The sequence below is a fragment of the Escherichia sp. E2562 genome (assembly GCF_005781075.1).
In the GTDB taxonomy this organism is placed as follows: domain Bacteria; phylum Pseudomonadota; class Gammaproteobacteria; order Enterobacterales; family Enterobacteriaceae; genus Escherichia.
On record NZ_VATM01000005.1, the window covers coordinates 487,936 to 506,544 of the forward strand.

Here is an 18,609-nt window from a genome sequence, read left to right on the forward strand (position 1 = left end):
GCCCGCTGTGTGTCAGTGGAAAATGACATCTGGCGTACTTAACGCCTCACTCAAATCAAACACATCAAGTTCGGCAAAAGTGACGGATTTATTGTCACGGTACACTCGAAGAGAACGGAAGCTCATCAGCGCTTTGCTATCAGCACTGTAGTGGTTAAAACCGGGTGAAAACTTAAGGACCAGCCGGTACGCGCCCAGGTCATAGACAAATGCGTCCTCATAGCCTGACTCCCAGCCTTTGTATCGCATTCCCATAAGTTGCCCAACGGTAGCGGATTTACCTTCCCAGCGAGTCAGGCTGTTACTGGCTGACTCGTCAGGTGCGAGCAGTACCGTGCGCCGCGCCAACTGGCGAAAAGGCGGCATAATTTCGTAATCGGCAAAAAGCTGTGCAAATTCACTGCGCATTTCTGCTGTCATTTCTAACGGGTGGGCAATGCCAATCAGAGCGTCCGCAGGCAGGTCAATTGGCTCATCTTGTGCATTGCAGAATTCCCCCTCTGCAGCCACACGAAAGGCGTTGAGTAAACGTCGCGGTTCATTTGCCAGATAAACGCCCCATATCAGTTGCTGGGTAACCAGGCGAGTAAATGGATGATTAACAAAGAGAGAATGAAAATCTGCCAGCGGCCAGCGTCGGGTGGTACGTAGTGCCGTTTCAAGACGAGGGAGCAGGTTTTTGCTCACCTGAGTGGCATCTTTTTTTAGCCCTTTTAATCGGGCCAGTGCCTCGGACGCTTTCAGTTGATCGTCATCGGCTCGCAACCGGGGAACACTTTTCTGGCGAACGTTTTGCTGATCGTAGATAACTGGGTTGAGGTTTTCATCGAAGCGAACGGTAAACTGCCGTGGACCAAAATCAAAAATCAACGCCTGCGGATCATCAAGGCCCAGTGATGGGACTAATCTGTCCGCTAACTCTTCCTGGCTTAGCCCGCGATTTTCTGCGACCACCTGAAGGAATTCCGCCGCGTTATCACGTAAGGGGCGGGATTTCGCCCGTTGCGATATATGATGCAGCTGTATCAGCGCCATATCATTATTCATCAGGGTAAGTATATTCAGACCACTGACAGCACGGGCAGATTTGCCTTCCTGTGGCCAGGCGAGGATCTGTGTCGTCAGATCTCGTGCCGTGCTTTCGTCGCCAAAGAGACTTAACGCCAGAAATGCCCAGTTGTCTTTTGCGGGGGCGCCAGCTTGTTGCCACGCGGTGAAGAGATCCCAGGCAAAAGTGGCCAGCGTTTGCGGTTGGCAGAACGTTTTCAGTTGTTCCAGCCCGCTATAAAAACGTCCACCCTGGGTAAAGCGCAGCATTTCGCCGATAATTTCCAGAGCGTCATTAGTAACAGGCTGATTATTCTTGATAAGTCGCGGCCTGGACCACATTTGCGGATGCCAGAAATCAGGGGCTTTTGGAAGGCGTGCCGGGTAAATTTCTATTGGACTCTGTTTAAGTAATTGTTCCAGGGCTGGCCATACATATGTACGCTGCCAACGATTGGCTACAGTTTGTAGCAATTCGCCATGTCCCTGTTCGTAAAGTAAACGCAGGGCAAGTAATGCAGCTTCGCTATTATCGCTGGATTTGGTGAAGACAAGAGGGATAAGTGCAGTAGCCGTATGTTCCGGCCATTGTAAAATCCACTGGCGAGCCAGATCACGCTGCGCCGCGAAACGTCGCCAGACGCGAGCAATGGGTAGCGCCAGTTCGGTGGCGCCGAAATGAATCAGCAGCGGAAATATCTCTTTTGGATGTCGTGCAAAGGCGGTGTTTAATCCAGGCAAAGCATCGGTACCCAGCACACTTAACAGATATTCCACCCCGGTGTAATGAAAATCAGCCTCAACAATTTGTTGCCAGCACGATACCGTCATTTCGCGCGGCATCTGCGCGATAAGGTACAGATTCCAAATCCCCCAACGCTTTTCATTACCATAGTAAAATCCGTGCTGAAAAGTTCGCCACCCTCCCATCAATGCAATGCTATCTTGTGCAAGTAATGATTTGGTGGCTTCTTCCCGGTACTGTTTAGATTTGGCCTGATGCGCGTGATAAGTACGCAATAGTCCTATTGATGTGTATTCTTGCAGTTGCTGAGCATCAAAGGCATCCAACTGTCCTTTAAGAAGACACTTATTAAATTTCAGGCTATGAACGTCAAAACCTAATTCCCGCAAGAAGGTATCCGCCCCTCTGTTAGCAAGACGTTCGTCAAAAGACATGGCGCTAAAATGGTCAATTGCAGCTTGCTGTTCCGGCGTCCAGTGTTTATTCGGCGACCTGTACGTTTGCGGTGCAAGCGTAAGATCAGGCAGCGAAAAGTGAGTTATGGAAGTCTTTTTCTTCCTCCCACGCCACGGTGGTGAAACGAGGATTTCAGGCAGATTGCTGTTATCGGTGCTATCAATAACCGGTTTGGGCGGTGCCGATAAATAACTATTCAGCACTGTCCGGGCTTGAATACTTAACCACGGCATGACGTCTTCTGCCAGTTGTGGCAGCGATGCCATCAGCGTTTGTAACAGCGTATGCCAGAATTCATCTCGAGCTTTTTGCTGTGCAGGCAGCTTTTTGTCTTCGATGGTGGGATAACCAGGGCGCGCAGGTGGTTCTTTTAACGCCAGCAGTTCTGCCAGTGCGGCGAGTGTTGCATGGGGGAAATTTTTACTAAATTTAGCAACACGTTGCAGGCTGGGTTTATTTTTATCGGCAACTAGTAGCAAAGTGCGGATGACCTGCGGATGGTTAATTTGCACCAGCAAGCTGCCGCAATCTTCTTTATGCGCATACATCGCGAGGCGCGGAACGGCTGCCAATCCTTGTTCGCGCAAAAGGGCGGCGCAGGCCGCGTAGCCGAAGCGGTTTTCATGCGACATGTAGCTGGCTTCGCGATCGCAAAAGATGTCCAGGACCCAGAAACGTTCAAGTTTCGTTATCGCTTTAGGGTCAGTCGCTACGACTTTTAACCATTCCTTAGAATGAAAATGAGTCCACTGGCTTTCAACACTTACGAGTTCATTAGCAATTTCTGGTTTTTCCGGCAACACCAGCGCAATAAAAGGACGGCGAACTTTGGGTATTCCTGGCAGTGCGGCAATGAGTTTATCCGCGCAACGTTGCCAGCAGCTTTCTTCCGCCAGGGAAAGGTGTTTACGCAGTCGCAGATCGAATTCGTTATAGGTTTCTGAGCGATAGCCATAACTCTGGTCATCAGTCACCGTCATTAAATGCACTATTGATGGATCAGTACGGTAGCCCTGCGCAATACTCTGATGGGCTATCACCACATCCGTCGCATATTCCAGCCCTTCTTTTTGGACGATTTCATCCAGCAACTGCTCACTGTCATTGTTTGCGATACAGATAAGTGCCGCCATTGTAAAGGGAGATACTGACGGCTTATGCTCGCCGAGCAGCGCGATCGCTTGTCTGATGGGGGCGTGCCACTCAGCTGAACAGTGCTCATATTGCCAGTTAATATTTTCTTTGCTGCCTCCACGTAGCAGAAGTTCATCACCCAGTGTCTGGATGAGGCTTTCAGTGATAACAGGCACTGGTTCTCCCGGCCAGCGACGATGGCTGAGTGGTGTTTTGCCTTTTTTATATTTCAGTTCCAGTTGTGCGTTATCCGCCAGCCACGGTAGTTCCTTGCTCATGTGCTTTCCTTATTCAAACAGAGCTTCAATATCGTTAATGAACTCGCTGGCGGTGATGTCATCGAGTACGGAGAACTGCGCTTCCTGAGTTGAATTACTTCCCCAGCCATAATTCTCTGCTTTTCCATCCCATAGCCACAGTTTGCTTAAGAGTTGCTCCGCACTGAGTTCGGCTGGTGACATGCCTACCGCAAAACCTTCATCGATTTCCATGATTAACGACCAGCGGCCCAGAGGTTTGATCATCCAGCCGATCCAGCCAGCATCCTGCGGCTCGCCCTTTATCCAGCCTTTGTTCGCCAGCCCCATGACCCGACCACTCGGGCATTTTCTGCCTGCCCAGCGGGTCAGTTCGCTGGCATCGCGCTCGGCTTCTGTCAGCGCGTAACTGTTACGGTCAAGCTGGCGGAACGGCGGTAACAGTTCATAGTCGGCAAAAAGCTGCCCAAAGGCGGCGGCATCCGTCGGTGATATCTCCAGAATGTGAGGAATACCAATAGAGATATCGCCTTCCGGCAAAGTGAAAAGGTCATCGTCAGCGGTGCTGTAGCTGTTATCTTCAGCCACGCGAAAGCAAGCCAGTAGCTGGTTGTCGGTGCTATAAACGCCCCAAATCAGACGCCGGGTTAAGTGGCGTACCAGTGGATGCTCAACCAGGAAGAGCTGAAAGTTTTCAGCCGACCAGCGGCGGCGCAGGCACATGGCGGATTCCAGCCTTGCCACCTGCTGGGCAGCAACGGTACGCGCGTCTTTTTTCAGCAGCTTATAGCGGTTAACTGTCTCGTTCGCCCGCGTTTCATCATCGCTTTTGTTCGGTTTAGGTAAGTCTTTCAGGCGGCTGCCGGAAACATCGCGCACAAACGGTTTTAAGGTTTCATCAAAGCTGACGGTGAACTGACGTGGGCCAAAATCCAGCAGCAGCGAACCGTTATCATCCAGACCGAGATCGGGCGCTAAGCGATCTTCAAGCTCCGCGACCGTGAGCTCGCGGCTCTCGGCAATATCGGCAATTTTCTCTTTTGCCCGCTCCTGTAATGCTTTGAATTTCAGTTTCTGGGCGATGCCGTTAAGCTGCATCAGGGCGATATCGCTGCCGATAGCTGCGAGAATATCCAACCCAACGGTGGCGCGTTTGTGCTGGGATTCGCCAGGCCAGGCGCGGATTAATGGCGTCAGTCTGCGGGCGGTGTCATCGTTGCCGAGAACACCTAACGCAGTGAACGCCCAGCTCTCTTTCGACGGTGAGCCAGCGGCTTGCCAGGCGGTAAACATATCCCAGGAAAATCCCGCCAGTGAGTCGGCGGTGCAGGCGTCTTTCACCTGCAATAATCCCGGATACAGCGCCTCTTCCTGAGGGAAGCGGAGCATTTCACCGAGGTGGAGGAGGGCGTTATCTGGAAGTACCTTGCTGCTATTTTTGAGTTTCGGGCGTGTCCATAATGAGGGTTGATAAAACAACGGCAAAGCGGGTATTTTCGCCGGGTATTTACCCATAGGACTGTTGTCGTTATTTTTATTTGGCGTTGCCCAGGGCGGCGAGACTAATATCATTGGTAGCATTTCTGAGTTTGCAAAATCTTCATTGCGACTATTCAGCAATTGCTGGCATTGTTGCACTAAGTCCGCAGCGTATGGCGATAACCTCATGACTAATTTTTCGGCCAATAAAGGATTTGCATTGAGTAATGAAACCAGCAATGTATGTTTGCGTTTATCATCTTTTTTTACTAATGCTTCGGCTAATGCTGCTATTGTGGCAGAAGGAAAATTTTCGGCACTTTTTATCAGTCGTTCATAACAACGTTTATTATTATCGGCGGCTTCTATAAGGGCAGAAACAGCCAGGGGATGATTGACCCATGTAAGTACATCGCCGCAACTGTCATGTTGAGCATAGGGAACCAGGCGAGCTAATGCCGCTATGCCTTGTTCCCGTAATACTGTAGCTGACCAACTGGTACCATAGATGTTAAATACATCAATATGTTGATAGTTTTCCAGTATTTCGAGCGTGAAGGCATCTGTCGCAACCAGTTTCAACATTTCCAGTTGTGGAACATCTGCGACCTGGTGCAATCGGTGTACGATCTCATGGGCCACTTCGGGTATTTCTGGCATTAAAATGGCAATTAACGGCTGGCGATAGAGTGATATATCTGGTAACGCAACGAGTAATTTTGCAATACAGTTATTCCAGACTTCCTCATCAGCCAGCGATAAATGTTTACGTAGACGGAAACTAAACTTGTCTCTATTCCTTCTATAACTGTCCTTGCTGTTATCTGCATGATTAATAAAGAAAGTTAAATGTTCATCTTTATAGTCAAAATCGAAATCAATTTGCCACCAGAAGATGACTGTTTCAGTCGCGTATTCAATACCGAACGTACTTACAATTTCATCCAGCAACTCGGATGAGGTTTCATCATTCCAGCTCTGACAAAAACAAATTTCCAGTAAGGTCAGCACCGCCATAGCACGTGCAGGTACCTCCAGCTTTTGAGCATTAATTAAGCTAATTGCCTGGTTAATCGCATCAGCCCATTCATCAGAGCATGAGCTGTAATCGAAAGTCAGATTTTTATAATAGTGATAAGTACGATTTGCCAGCCGGGAAATTAAATTTTGTTTCTCGGGTTTGGTCGGTTTTTTTACTGGTTCCCCAGGCCAAAGGCGGTGGCTGAGTGCATAGCGGGCAATATTCGGGGGAAGAATAATGGGATCGTTGTCTGCCAGCCATGGTAAACCGTTAGTCGCAGCCTGATGATTTATTAAGGTTTTTTCCTCTGTGACGAGGATTTTCTTTGCTGAGGCGTCATGTGAGTGAGCGTTAGAGTCTACTTGCTCTACATATCCCTTCTTCACCTTCTCCGCAATCAGCTTCAGTTCCGCTTTTTCCGCCGCCGCAGCATCAGCAAAGCTTTTTACCTGACTTTGCCCGTTGGTGCCGACTTTACCCCAGCTAATATGCAGCTCGTTTCCCTGCTGCTCCACCGCCCAGAATTTATGTGATTTTTCGTCCTGATAAATATAGGTTTTCATTGCTAAATCCTTTTAATCAAACAGTGATTCGATGTCGTTAATTAGCTCGCTGGCGGTGATGTCGTCGAGCACGGAGAAAGTGGGTGAGGATTGTTTACCATAGCGATCATAAGGGGCAGTGATTTTTACGCTTTCGACAGGCAGCAGGTCGCTATACCCCGTTTCGCCATAAATTAATGAAAAAGGTTCTGTTTCAAGTTCGAGAGCGCCATAAGGGGTAGATTTGCGCATCGCATAGATGCTGCCGCTTTCTTCCAGACGTTGCCAGCCTCTGCGTTCCAGCCCGACAATGCGTCCGGCCTGGCAGAGACGTCCGTCCCAGCGTGACAATTCATGGGCATCACGCTCGTTATCCGCAAGGTGGTAACAACCACGATCAAGCTGTTGGAAAGGGGGAAGCAGTTCGTAATCAATGTATATTTGCCTGAATGCAGCGGCGGATTCAGGGGAGATTTCCAGCACATGCGGAATACCGATGTTTCCTGCTGGCAGCGTGAATAGCTCATCCTGCGCATCGCTGTAAGTGCTGTCTTCTGCCACGCGGAAACATGTCATAAGGGCGTTTTCATCGCTATATACCCCCCATAACAGCCGTCGGGTTAAGTGACGTACCAGCGGATGCTCCACCAGAAACAGGCGGAACTGCTCTGCCGTCCAGCGTCTGCGCTGGCACATAGCCTGCTCCAGACGATCAATCTGCTGGCTGGCAATGGCGCGCACATCTTTCTTCAATTGTTTAAAGAGGTTAACGGCGTCAGTTGCCAGTGTTTTATCATCGCTCTGAATTGGTTTGGGTAAATCTTTCAGGACGTTGCCGTTTGCATCGCGCACTACAGGTTTTAAGGTTTCGTCAAAACCAATGGTGAATTTGCGGGGGCCGAAATCCAGTATCAGCGAGCCGTTGATATCAAGCCCTAAATCCGGTGCCAGGCGGTCTTCCAGTTCAGCCATAGTCAGCCCACGGTTTTCAGCAACTATGTTGATTTTCTCGCGGGCATGTTCCTGTAATGCAACGAATTTAATCTTTTGCGCAATGCCATTAAGCAACATTAGCGCAATGTCGCTACCGATACTGGCTAACACATCCAGCCCGTAAACCGCCCGTTTATGCTGGGATTCCCCAGGCCAGGCACGGATAAGCGGGGTTAATTTACGCGCGGTGTCGTCATTGCCTAAAATCCCAAGCGAAGTAAATGCCCAGTTTTCTTTTGCGGGAGCGCCAGCCTCCGTCCAGGCGGTATACAGATCCCAGCCAAAGTCAGCCAGTGATTCGCGGGTGAAGGTCTCTTTGATGATCGCCAGCCCAGCGTAGGAGGTAATGTCGCGTGGAAAGCTCAACATTGTGCCGAGGTGGCGCATAGCGTCATCTGGCAGAGGCAGGTTGTTACTTTTAAGCCGAGGTCTGCGCCATAAGGTGAACTGATAAAAGCCGGGCAGTGGGGCGATTTTTGCGGGATATTCTTCCAGCGGGTCGCTATCAAATAATGTTGCCAGCGTAGCTAAAACATCAGGTTGGTTATACCCCTGGGCGATTTCCTCAATCGTTTCTCGCTGGTTTAATTTCACTAGCAGGCGGAGCGCCTGGCGAGCACAATCACGATCTTTTCCCTGTTTGCCCAGTGCCACAGGCAGTAGCCCGGCGGCGGCATGGCGTGGGTAATCAGTTAGCCAGTTTCGCGCATCTTCATAAGACATTTTTTTCTGTAGCTGTTGCGCCATCGGTAAGGCCAGGTCATTGACACCAAGGAAAAAGGTGAAGAAGCACAGGCGTCGTGGATCACGTTGCAGGCAGGTCATAAATGCAGGAATGGCGGCACTACCAAAAATTGCCAGAATATTTCCCTCACCAGAGTAGTTATCTTCTTTGACTATCTGGTTAAGAAAAGAAATGGCCTGTTGACCAGGTAGATAACAGAGGGCAATGAGATTCCAGCTTTTGTAAGCACTGTTATGGTATTGCGCAAATTCAGCATTGAGTGCTGGAAAATCGAAGCGTAGCAGGGCATCAACGGCACTTTGTAGCGCCGGAATTTTTTCGTATGTTTTTTCTCCGCTCTCCCGCCATTTGTCAAAACCAAGATGCCACAGAATTTGCTGTTCTGGCGTAAGGGGGACTAAGTGAGTCTCCCAGCTTGCTTTTTCCATCGGCGGCAGGTCAGTAAACAATGTTTGTTTTGTTGCCTGCTGTTGGGCTATTTGCTGGAAGCGGGTGACAAGGTATGTACGGGTTAGTCTTTTGGCAATCTCGGGAGTGATATCCGAAACAGAAGGAACTGGGAGCACAGGAAGATCAAACCCCGGCGTATTTTTCTTTTTCTCTTTGGTCATCCAGGGGGGCGAAACAAGCAATTGTGGCAACATATCCGCAGTGGCGTAATCACATTCTTCAGCTACTGACTGAGGACGACATTCAGATAAGATGCCTGCCGCCTTAGCATTAAGCTAGGGAATGACGTCAGTGACTAACTCTGGCGTGGCGGTAATCAGTTTGACAAGTGCGTTACGCCACTGTGCATCTTCATGTATTGCCAGCAAAGTTGCATAAGCGGCAATAGCCGCAGCGGGATGTTTGTGACAAGCTTTGCTTAAGTATTCCAGGTGCTTTTTCTTGCCAATCACACCGAGGATCAGAATTTGAATCGCATCCGGGTGATTCGTTTTCCATAGCCATTTGACAAGATTTTCAGTCTCGCTGATGCGCTCGAAGAGATAAGTGGGATTGTCAGAATGCTCTTCCATAAACTCAGTAAGTATACGGCCTGCACCGCGAATTCCATTATTTGCCAGCAACATTGCCAGATAAGCGCGAAAATCACGATGTAATGGCGGGAAGTCGTATTTTTCCGCTGTAGTCAGAGCGGCATCATCGGTTACCACCAGTCTTAACCAGGTCATCGCCGGAACGTTTTGGTCTGCATAGCGTAGAGCCATAGCATTGGCAATATCTGGGCGTTCAGGGAGCAGTAACGCCGCAAAAGGTTGCCGTGCCGGGGATAGCGTTGGAATGGCGGTGAGTACTTTATCTACACAGCGTTGCCACTCATCTTCTGAGGCGAGTGAAAGATGATGACAAAGTCGTTGGTGCCAATTCGGTAGTGATTCTGCTTCGTGAGCTGGAGGAATAATGGTCGTGACGACGCCTTTTACTGATTTATATTTTAGTTGAAGAGCGAGAAGGGCAATTTCAACGGCACTTTCCAGACCACAGCGAATGACTAAGTCATCGACCAGTTCATCTGCAGAGTAAGAGTTCCTAAAGTGCCAGAGTAATGCTGCGTCAGACTGCGCACTCCCTGTCTGTAGATTATCCCGGATTCGCAACTGTAATTCGGCAAACGCCTGCTTCCAGTTTTCCGGATAAGAACTGTAGTATTGTTTTAAATCATATGCATTGGTGTTATCTGCAATACGCTTCCATATCTCTCCTTTATTGCGCGGATAATTAATTTCTCTTGGCCTGCGGCGATGAGGAAAAGCAAATCGATTAATATCGTCAGTTACCGGAATGACTGCATCATCAGCCAGCCATGGGCGTTTATTTTGACTCACAGGGGGAGTTTTAACTTCAGGAGTGGCTTTGGTGACTGGAGGGATATATACGTTTGCCGAATCGCCTTCCACATAGCTTTTTTTCGTTTTCTCTGCGATCAGCTTCTGTTCCGCTTTCGCCGCCGCAGCAGCATCAGCAAAACTTTTTACCTGGCTTTGCCCGTTGGTGCCGACTTTGCCCCAACTGATATGCAACTCGTTGCCTTGCTGCTCCACCGCCCAAAATTTATGTGATTTTTCGTCCTGATAGATAAAGTGTCTCATTCTGCATCCCTGTAATTTTATCCAGTTGAATGCAGATGCTACCAGTATTTATGCGGGTTAGAGAGAGACAAAATCGCAAGAAAACAACTTTAGGAATTTATAAAGAAAAGGCGCTGTCGATGCAGCGCCTTGAAGGGGGATTATTTCACCTGATGGCCTGGTTTAGCACCAGCATCCGGGCTTAACAGGAAGATATCTTTCCCGCCAGGACCAGCAGCCATTACCATGCCTTCGGAGATACCAAAGCGCATTTTACGTGGTGCCAGGTTGGCCACCATAATGGTGTGACGCCCGATCAGTGCCTGCGGATCCGGGTAAGCAGAACGAATGCCGGAGAAGACATTACGTTTTTCGCCGCCGAGATCCAGCGTCAGGCGCAGCAGTTTGTCAGAACCTTCAACAAACTCTGCGTTTTCAATCAGCGCCACGCGCAGGTCAACTTTGGCGAAGTCGTCAAAGGTGATGGTTTCCTGAATCGGATCGTCTGCCAGCGGGCCAGTAACTGGTGCAGCAGTGGCTTTTACTTCCTCTTTGGATGCTTCCACCAGTGCTTCAACCTGTTTCATGTCGATGCGGTTATACAGCGCCTTGAACGGATTCACTTTATGGCCCAGCAGCGGTTGCTGGATACCATCCCAGGTCAGTTCCGTATTCAGGAATGCTTCTGCACGTTCAGTCAGTTTCGGCAGAACCGGCTTCAGATATGTCATCAGCACACGGAACAGGTTAATGCCCATTGAGCAAATCGCCTGCAGGTCAGCATCGCGACCTTCCTGTTTTGCGACTACCCACGGAGCCTGTTCATCGACATAGCGGTTAGCCAGGTCAGCCAGCGCCATGATTTCGCGCACTGCTTTACCAAATTCGCGGCTTTCCCACGCTTCACCAATCACTTCAGCGGCATCAATGAAGGTTTTATACAGCTGCGGGTCAGCCAGTTCGCTTGCCAGCACACCGTCAAAACGCTTGTTGATAAAGCCAGCGTTACGGGATGCCAAGTTAACCACTTTGTTCACGATATCGGCATTCACACGCTGAACAAAATCTTCCAGATTCAGGTCGATATCATCAATGCGCGAAGAGAGTTTTGCCGTGTAGTAGTAACGCAGGCTGTCAGCGTCAAAATGATTCAGCCAGGTGCTGGCTTTAATAAAGGTGCCGCGAGACTTGGACATTTTCGCGCCGTTCACTGTCACATAGCCGTGAACAAACAGGTTGGTCGGCTTGCGGAAGTTGCTACCTTCCAGCATGGCAGGCCAGAACAGGCTGTGGAAGTAAACAATATCTTTACCGATGAAGTGGTACAGCTCGGCGGTGGAATCTTTCTTCCAGTATTCATCGAAGCTTACGCTGTCGCCGCGCTTGTCGCACAGATTCTTGAAGGAACCCATGTAGCCAATCGGCGCGTCCAGCCAGACGTAGAAGTATTTGCCCGGTGCGTTCGGAATTTCAAAACCGAAGTAAGGCGCATCGCGGGAGATATCCCATTGTTGCAGGCCGGATTCAAACCATTCCTGCATTTTGTTTGCCACCTGCTCCTGCAACGCGCCGCTGCGAGTCCACGCCTGCAACATTTCGCTGAAAGAGGGCAGATCAAAGAAGAAGTGTTCGGAATCACGCATTACCGGCGTAGCGCCAGAAACCACCGATTTCGGCTCGATCAGTTCAGTCGGGCTGTAAGTCGCGCCGCAGACTTCACAGTTATCGCCGTATTGATCCGGTGATTTACATTTCGGGCAGGTGCCTTTTACAAAACGGTCCGGCAGGAACATGCCTTTTTCCGGATCGTACAGTTGAGAGATGGTGCGGTTTTTAATAAAACCGTTCTCTTTCAGGCGGCTGTATATAAGCTCCGACAGCTGACGGTTCTCTTCGCTGTGCGTAGAGTGGTAATTGTCGTAGCTGATGTTAAAGCCTGCGAAATCAGTCTGATGCTCCTGACTCATTTCGCCAATCATCTGCTCCGGTGTGATACCAAGTTGCTGGGCTTTCAGCATGATTGGCGTACCGTGGGCATCGTCGGCGCAGATGAAGTTGACCTCGTGGCCGCGCATTCGCTGGTAACGGACCCAGACATCAGCCTGGATGTGCTCCAGCATATGGCCGAGGTGGATTGAGCCGTTGGCGTACGGCAGTGCGCACGTTACCAGAATTTTCTTCGCGACTTGAGTCATAGTAGGCATTACTTCTTTGTAGTGAAAAGGGCTTAGATAGTACCAAATGGGGCATGGTTACGTAAGTCCTGTGCAAGCATCTTAGGATGCATTATTAGGTAAGTACTTAGCTGTTAACTTCAGGTAAACTAATAGCGATAAGTTATCTTTATAAATAAGGAGTCGGGATGAACGAACAATCCCAGGCCAAATCACCAGAAGCCCTGCGCGCAATGGTCGCCGGGACACTGGCCAATTTTCAGCACCCAACCCTCAAGCATAACCTCACTACGCTAAAAGCGTTGCACCATGTTGCCTGGATGGACGACACGTTGCATGTGGAACTGGTTATGCCGTTTGTCTGGCATAGTGCGTTTGAAGAGTTAAAAGAGCAATGTAGCGCCGAATTGCTGCGTATCACTGGGGCGAAAGCTATCGACTGGAAATTGTCGCATAACATCGCCACTCTGAAACGCGTGAAGAATCAGCCGGGTATTAATGGCGTGAAGAACATTATTGCAGTCAGTTCCGGTAAGGGCGGCGTGGGTAAATCCTCCACGGCGGTAAACCTGGCGCTGGCACTGGCGGCAGAAGGGGCGAAAGTTGGTATTCTGGATGCCGATATCTACGGCCCATCAATCCCAACCATGCTGGGGGCGGAAAATCAGCGTCCAACCTCGCCGGATGGTACTCACATGGCACCGATTATGTCTCATGGCCTGGCAACTAATTCAATTGGTTATCTGGTCACTGACGACAATGCGATGGTATGGCGTGGTCCAATGGCCAGCAAGGCGCTAATGCAGATGTTGCAAGAAACCTTATGGCCAGACCTCGACTATCTGGTGCTCGACATGCCGCCAGGAACTGGTGACATTCAGCTGACGCTGGCGCAGAACATTCCGGTGACGGGTGCAGTAGTGGTAACAACGCCGCAGGATATCGCGTTGATTGATGCCAAAAAAGGCATCGTGATGTTTGAAAAGGTCGAAGTTCCGGTGCTCGGTATTGTCGAGAACATGAGTGTGCATATTTGCAGTAACTGTGGTCACCACGAGCCGATTTTCGGCACTGGCGGCGCAGAGAAACTGGCAGAGAAATACCACACGCAACTGCTGGGGCAGATGCCGTTACACATCTCCTTACGTGAAGATCTCGATAAAGGCACGCCAACGGTTATCAGCCGTCCGGAGAGCGAATTTACCGCTATCTACCGCCAGCTGGCAGACCGTGTTGCAGCCCAGCTCTACTGGCAGGGCGAAGTCATCCCTGGCGAGATTGCCTTTCGCGCCGTATAACGCGTATTAATCTTTCTGGTTATTATTCATTCACCGTATCAATGTTAAATTGATGCGGTGAATTTTTTGCAGCTTTAATAACCCCTTTTTTGATGCTGCGAATATTCAGCGGATTTTAGTCCGAAACTGTACAAAGGCGATTGATTGTGCAAGCACTGTCTCTTTATCATCCCTCGTGGCTGTGTAGCGGATGTACAGCTATAGTTTGTTATGCACTCAATCTACCCGGCATAACCTTTACTACAGGGATAACGTTCAATGAATAAGTATTGGTTGTCAGGAGTTTTTTTTCTTGCTTATGGACTAGCATCACCCGCGTTCTCTTCTGATACTGCAACATTAACCATCAATGGCAGGATTAGTTCCCCTACATGCAGTATGGATGTTGTTAATAATCATCTTCAGCAACGTTGTGGGCGGTTGTTACAACGAGTTGAAGCCAACTATCGTGCATCTTCTACTGCAAAAGGCGTTACGACAGAAGTGGTTGCAGTGGGTAATAATGACAAACGCAAAATCGTGTTAAATCGTTACGATTAATTTGGCAACACCGTTTAAGCATATTTAGAAAGCCAAAATCATTCTCGTGAATGATTTTGGCTTTTTTTATTTATTTAATAAATGTTATTTACAGTAATTTACGGTAATCAATCAGTTTTAAAAATGTTTTTTATAGCGAATTATTTGTTGTAATTATATTGCATTGGTTAATTTGTTTTAAATCAACAAAACAATATGTTTACATTGCGGTAACCTTTTGGGTGTGAGAAATTTGTTTCCAAGAGATACAGACTCTTAACAAAACAAAATAAACTTATTAAGGAATGCATTATGAAAAATTCAATTATTGCTGCCGCTGTCTTATCCTCTGTATTTATGAGTGCTGGTATTTTCGCTGCTGAAGTAGATACCGGAACTTTAACCATTAAAGGTAATATTGCTGAATCTCCATGTACATTTGTCGCTGGTGGTGATTCAGTCAGTATTAATATGCCGACTGTACCAACCACTGTATTTGATGGTAAAGCGAAATATTCAACTTATGATAACGCGGTTGGTGTAACCAGCAGTATGCTGAAAATATCTTGTCCGAAGACTATTGATGGCGTAAAACTTTCATTGATCACCAACGAGAAAATTCTTGGTAATGATAAGGCGATATCCAGTAGTAATGACACCGTTGGATACTATCTCTATTTGGGTGATAGTAGTGACGTACTGGATATTTCCGCACCGTTTAATATTGAAAGTTATAAAACTGCTGATGGACAATATGCCATACCGTTTAAGGCAAAATATCTGAAGTTGACTGACAGTAGTGTTGCATCTGGTACTGTTAACTCTTCATTGGTTATGCGTGTTGCCCAGGATTAAACATTTAAAATAATTATCTTATTTTTTCAGCAAATTAAAATGGCCGCCATGTTCATGGCGGTCAGCATAAATATAAGAGGCATTAAGATGAAAGGATTATTATCTTTACTCATCTCTTCTATGATATTTCCTGCGCATGCCGGAATGGTTATTTTCGGGACACGTATCATTTACCCGGCAGAGCAGAAAGAAGTCATGGTACAACTGATGAATCAGGGAAACCGCTCTTCGCTGGTGCAGACGTGGATTGATGATGGTGACACGTCTCTGCCGCCAGAAAAGATCCAGGTTCCTTTCATGTTAACGCCACCAGTAGTGAAAGTAGCGGCCAATTCTGGGCAACAAATAAAAATTAAAATCATGCCTAATAAATTACCTGTTAATAAGGAGAGTATTTTCTATCTAAACGTTCTGGATATTCCACCGAATAGCCCAGAAGATGAAGGAAATAATGCGTTAAAATTTGCCATGCAAAATAGAATCAAGTTGTTTTACCGGCCTGCAGGTGTAGCTCCAGTAAATAAAACAACTTTTAAAAAACTGCGAGTGAGTCGTAGCGGTAATAACGTAGTCATAAAAAATGATTCGCCAAATTGGGTAACGATTTCTGACGTTAAAGCTAATAACGTCAAAGTGAATTATGAAACTATCATGATTGCACCACTAGAAAGTCAGAATGTCAGTGTAAAAAATAATAATACGGATAGTTGGCAACTGACCATTATCGATGATCACGGCAACTATATTAGTGACAAAATTTAATTGCAGGAGCTTCCTATGTTGAGAATGACCCCGCTTGCATCAGCAATAGTCGCGTTATTGCTCGGCATTGAAGCACATGCAACAGAAGAAACCTTTGACACCCATTTTATGATGGGAGGAATGAAAGGTGAGCAAGTAACAAATTTGCGTCTTGATGATAATCAGCCTTTACCCGGCCAGTATGACATTGATATTTATGTCAATAAGCAATGGCGTGGAAAATATGAGATTATCGTAAAAGATAATCCAGATGAAACTTGCCTGACGCGTGAAATTGTAAAGCGGTTAGGTATAAATAGCGATAATTTCGCACGCGACAAACAATGTTTAACATTTGAGCAACTTGTACAGGGTGGAAGCTACGCCTGGGATATTGGAATTTTTCGTTTGGATCTTGCTGTCCCGCAAGCCTGGGTCGAAGAACTGGAAAATGGTTACGTTCCGCCAGAAAACTGGGAACGGGGAATTAATGCGTTTTATACGTCTTATTACGTAAGTCAGTATTACAGTGACTATAAAGCCTCGGGTAATAGTAAGAGTACCTATGTGCGTTTTAACAGTGGGCTAAATTTGCTGGGATGGCAGTTGCATTCTGATGCCAGTTTTAGCAAAACGGATAATAATCCAGGGGAGTGGAAGAGCAACACACTGTATCTGGAACGTGGATTTTCTCAAATTCTCGGTACGCTGCGTATTGGTGATATGTACACGTCAGCCGATATATTTGATTCCGTTCGCTTCAGCGGGGTTCGGTTATTTCGTGATATGCAGATGTTGCCAAACTCGAGGCAAAATTTTACCCCTCGGGTACAGGGGATTGCCCAGAGTAACGCGTTGGTAACTATTGAACAGAACGGTTTTGTCGTTTATCAGAAAGAGGTTCCACCTGGCCCGTTTTCGATTAGTGATTTGCAGTTAGCGGGCGGAGGTGCGGATCTTGATGTGAGTGTTAAGGAAGCCGATGGTTCTGTGACTACGTATCTGGTGCCTTATGCGGCAGTACCTAATATGCTGCAACCTGGCGTATCAAAATATGATTTTGCGGCGGGCCGTAGTCATATTGAAGGTGCGAGCAAGCAAAGTGATTTTGTCCAGGCAGGTTATCAGTATGGTTTTAATAATTTATTGACGCTGTATGGCGGCACGATGGTTGCTAATAATTACTATGCGTTTACCCTCGGAACAGGTTGGAACACGCGCATTGGCGCAATTTCAGTCGATGCAACTAAATCGCACAGTAAACAAGACAATGGTGATGTGTTTGACGGGCAAAGTTATCAAATTGCCTACAACAAATTTGTGAGCCAAACGTCGACGCGTTTTGGTCTGGCGGCCTGGCGTTATTCGTCGCGTGATTACCGCACGTTTAACGATTATGTGTGGGCAAATAATAAAGATAATTATCGTCGTGATAAAAACGATGTCTATGACATTGCCGATTATTACCAGAATGATTTTGGTCGCAAAAATAGTTTTTCCGCCAATATGAGTCAGTCATTGCCAGAAGGCTGGGGATCTGTGTCATTAAGTACTTTATGGCGTGATTACTGGGGGCGCAGTGGCAGTAGTAAAGATTATCAACTGAGTTATTCCAATAACTGGCGGCGGATAAGCTATACCCTCGCGGCAAGTCAGGCGTATGACGAGAACCACGCCGAAGAGAAACGTTTTAATATTTTTATATCGATTCCCTTTGACTGGGGTGATGACGTTACGACGTCGCGGCGGCAAATATATATGTCTAACTCAACGACCTTTGATGATCAGGGTTTTTCCTCAAATAATACCGGATTATCGGGAACCGTTGGTAATCGCGATCAGTTTAACTATGGGATCAACTTGAGCCATCAACACCAGGGAAATGAAACGACAGCTGGAGCGAATTTAACCTGGAACGCGCCGGTGGCAACAGTGAATGGCAGCTATAGTCAGTCGAGTACTTATCGACAGGCTGGAGCCAGTGTTTCAGGGGGCATTGTCGCCTGGTCGGGTGGCGTTAATCTGGCGAACCGTCTTTCCGAAACGTTTGCTGTGATGAAGGCGCCAGGAATTAAAGATGCTTATGTCAATGGGCAAAAATATCGCACAACAAACCGTAATGGAGTGGTGGTATACGACGGAATGACACCTTATCGGGAAAATCACCTGATGCTGGATGTGTCGCAAAGCGATAGCGAAGCAGAATTGCGCGGTAACCGGAAAATTGCCGCACCTTATCGCGGCGCGGTTGTATTGGTTAATTTTGATACCGATCAGCGCAAGCCCTGGTTTATAAAAGCGTCAAGAGCGGATGGGCAACCATTAACGTTTGGTTATGAAGTCAATGATATCCACGGTCACAATATTGGTGTTGTCGGCCAGGGAAGTCAGATATTTATTCGCACTAATGACGTACCGCCATCGGTTAATGTGGCAATTGATAAGCAACAAGGGCTTTCATGCACAATCACCTTCGGTAAAGAGATTGATGAAAGTAGAAATTATATTTGCCAGTAATAGTCAGGTGG

9 protein-coding genes and 1 pseudogene are annotated in these 18,609 nt (G+C 47.7%); 5 read left to right on the plus strand and 5 right to left on the minus strand.

What is annotated here, in order from left to right; all coding sequences use genetic code 11:
* Positions 1 to 12: 12 nt before the first annotated feature.
* The 5 genes and pseudogenes from FEK43_RS11200 to metG form a co-directional block, all read right to left on the minus strand.
* A complete protein-coding gene (locus FEK43_RS11200; RefSeq protein ID WP_135407327.1) occupies positions 13 to 3,660 on the minus strand; it encodes a DUF4132 domain-containing protein in 3,648 nt (1,215 codons plus the stop codon).
* Positions 3,661 to 3,669: 9 nt separating this feature from the next.
* Positions 3,670 to 6,702, minus strand: a complete 3,033-nt coding sequence (locus FEK43_RS22830) for a WGR and DUF4132 domain-containing protein (protein ID WP_171020816.1) — start codon at positions 6,700 to 6,702, stop codon at positions 3,670 to 3,672.
* Positions 6,703 to 6,714: 12 nt separating this feature from the next.
* Positions 6,715 to 7,791: pseudogene (locus tag FEK43_RS23390) on the minus strand (DUF4132 domain-containing protein); the annotation flags it as partial.
* A gap of 1,353 nt (positions 7,792 to 9,144) precedes the next feature.
* Positions 9,145 to 10,515 (minus strand): WGR domain-containing protein, encoded by a 1,371-nt coding sequence (locus tag FEK43_RS23395; RefSeq protein ID WP_346763262.1) that lies wholly within the window; start codon positions 10,513 to 10,515, stop codon positions 9,145 to 9,147.
* A 140-nt stretch (positions 10,516 to 10,655) separates the two neighbouring features.
* Positions 10,656 to 12,689 (minus strand): methionine--tRNA ligase, encoded by a 2,034-nt coding sequence (gene metG, locus FEK43_RS11220; RefSeq protein WP_135407324.1) that lies wholly within the window; start codon positions 12,687 to 12,689, stop codon positions 10,656 to 10,658.
* A 167-nt stretch (positions 12,690 to 12,856) separates the two neighbouring features.
* Between metG and apbC the strand changes: the two genes are divergently transcribed.
* The 5 genes from apbC to FEK43_RS11245 all read left to right on the plus strand — a co-directional run bounded on the left by apbC (position 12,857) and on the right by FEK43_RS11245 (position 18,598).
* Complete coding sequence (gene apbC / locus FEK43_RS11225) at positions 12,857 to 13,966, plus strand: iron-sulfur cluster carrier protein ApbC (RefSeq protein ID WP_130207002.1); 1,110 nt, start codon at positions 12,857 to 12,859, stop codon at positions 13,964 to 13,966.
* 258 nt (positions 13,967 to 14,224) lie between these two features.
* On the plus strand, positions 14,225 to 14,506 hold the full coding sequence (locus tag FEK43_RS11230) for a DUF2574 family protein (RefSeq protein WP_130207000.1): 282 nt from the start codon (positions 14,225 to 14,227) through the stop codon (positions 14,504 to 14,506).
* 291 nt (positions 14,507 to 14,797) lie between these two features.
* On the plus strand, positions 14,798 to 15,340 hold the full coding sequence (locus FEK43_RS11235; RefSeq protein WP_130206998.1) for a fimbrial protein: 543 nt from the start codon (positions 14,798 to 14,800) through the stop codon (positions 15,338 to 15,340).
* An 87-nt stretch (positions 15,341 to 15,427) separates the two neighbouring features.
* Entirely contained in the window at positions 15,428 to 16,102 is a 675-nt protein-coding gene (locus FEK43_RS11240; RefSeq protein ID WP_135407348.1) for a fimbria/pilus periplasmic chaperone, read from the plus strand.
* Between the two features lie 15 nt (positions 16,103 to 16,117).
* Positions 16,118 to 18,598, plus strand: a complete 2,481-nt coding sequence (locus tag FEK43_RS11245) for a fimbrial biogenesis outer membrane usher protein (RefSeq protein WP_135407322.1) — start codon at positions 16,118 to 16,120, stop codon at positions 18,596 to 18,598.
* Positions 18,599 to 18,609 lie beyond the last annotated feature (11 nt).

Coding starts and splice junctions, on each gene's coding strand:
- FEK43_RS11200 (WP_135407327.1), bottom strand. CDS start 3,660: ATGAGCAAGGAACTACCGTGGCTGGCGGATAACGCACAACTGGAACTG.
- FEK43_RS22830 (WP_171020816.1), bottom strand. CDS start 6,702: ATGAAAACCTATATTTATCAGGACGAAAAATCACATAAATTCTGGGCG.
- FEK43_RS23395 (WP_346763262.1), bottom strand. CDS start 10,515: ATGAGACACTTTATCTATCAGGACGAAAAATCACATAAATTTTGGGCG.
- metG (WP_135407324.1), bottom strand. CDS start 12,689: ATGACTCAAGTCGCGAAGAAAATTCTGGTAACGTGCGCACTGCCGTAC.
- apbC (WP_130207002.1), top strand. CDS start 12,857: ATGAACGAACAATCCCAGGCCAAATCACCAGAAGCCCTGCGCGCAATG.
- FEK43_RS11230 (WP_130207000.1), top strand. CDS start 14,225: ATGAATAAGTATTGGTTGTCAGGAGTTTTTTTTCTTGCTTATGGACTA.
- FEK43_RS11235 (WP_130206998.1), top strand. CDS start 14,798: ATGAAAAATTCAATTATTGCTGCCGCTGTCTTATCCTCTGTATTTATG.
- FEK43_RS11240 (WP_135407348.1), top strand. CDS start 15,428: ATGAAAGGATTATTATCTTTACTCATCTCTTCTATGATATTTCCTGCG.
- FEK43_RS11245 (WP_135407322.1), top strand. CDS start 16,118: ATGTTGAGAATGACCCCGCTTGCATCAGCAATAGTCGCGTTATTGCTC.